1 protein-coding gene and 1 pseudogene are annotated in these 1,290 nt (G+C 47.4%); both read right to left on the bottom strand.

The genetic code is table 11. The features are described 5' to 3' along the window. Positions 1-1,109 (bottom strand): murein hydrolase activator EnvC (locus R7M72_RS24900; protein WP_318056436.1); only part of this gene is annotated, 1,109 nt, incomplete at its 3' end. Positions 1,110-1,135: 26 nt separating this feature from the next. After that, a pseudogene (gene cysE, locus R7M72_RS24905) lies at positions 1,136-1,290 on the bottom strand (serine O-acetyltransferase); the annotation flags it as partial.

Consider the following 1,290-nt stretch of genomic DNA (forward strand, 5'->3'; position numbering starts at 1 on the left):
CTATTACGGCGGATTTCGAAATACAGTGATGGTCGGTCTTGACCACCTGTATCTCCGGCGAGAGCTATCACTTCGCCCGCGGTGACTTTATCGCCTTCTTTTTTGGTTAACGCTTGATTGTAGCCGTAAAGCGTCATGTCACCTTTACCGTGATCAAGCAGCACCACTAAACCGTAACCTCTTAAATACTCTGCAAATACGACTGTGCCAGGGTAAACTGCTTTAACTTGTTGACCATAGTTAGCGGAAAGCACCATACCTTTCCAGTTTACTTGTCCGGTTTGACGCGTACCGAAGTTATGTAACACACTGCCTTTGAGTGGCCATGGTAGTTTGCCGCGCTGTTTGCCGAGCCCGTCCATTGGTACTGCATTTCGTTTGGCGGCTTTTGCAATCTCGGCTTTTAGACGGGTTTCATTGCGTTGTAGTTCAGCAAGGTAACGTTTGTCGTTTTTAATGCTGCTCTGAATTTTGTTCAGCGTTTGCTTACGATTCGACTGCGTACTGGCCAGTGCGGTACGCTTTTCTGATTGCTGCTTGAGCAGGGTTTCGATCTGCTCTTTTTCTAGCTCAAGTTGGTTTTTGTTGTGCGCCAACTCTTGAGTGGTTTTGGTGATGGCATCAATCACTTCGGCACGAGCCTTGGCTAAGTGCTGAAAGTATTGGCTAATGCGGTCTTCTTCTACACCTTGATTCAATAAGTGCCCATTCGCTTTCGCTCGCTCGGTCACGTAATACGTTTGCAGCAACTGTTTGAGCTCTTCCTCTTGTGCTTGGCGCTGGGCTTCTTGCAAGGAGATTTTCTCTTCCAGTTTATTGATGTTCTTGTCTGCTTGAGCAAGGTCGGCTTTAGTTTGCTTGATTTCTCGCTCCAGCTTAGAAATGCCAAGCTCTTGGTCTTTGAGCGATTTTTGCAGCTCGTTAAGCTGTTTCTCTTGCGAGGTTAGCGCCTTCTTTTGGCGATTGATTTCGCTGGAAACGCCTTTGAGCTCTTGCTGACTTGCGGCGAAAGAAGAGAGGGGATAGGTGGCAGATAAAGCACAAGTTAATAAAATAGCCGAGCGGAGCACTGGGTGATTTTGTTTTCGCACTTGAGAGTTACCTACCACATTATTGTCAAAGGATCAGAAGACGGTTAAATGCCATCTCCATGGATAAAGCTTTGTGATTTACCGTTAAAGCCTTGGTCCATATCGAGAGACGGTTTGTCTGTTTTTGGTCGACCGACGATTTTCGCGGGTACGCCCGCCACGGTCGTATGCGGTGGCACCGCTTGTAATACTACGGAGC

This window comes from Vibrio sp. YT-18, assembly GCF_033337345.1.
Taxonomy (GTDB): Bacteria; Pseudomonadota; Gammaproteobacteria; order Enterobacterales; family Vibrionaceae; genus Vibrio; species Vibrio alginolyticus.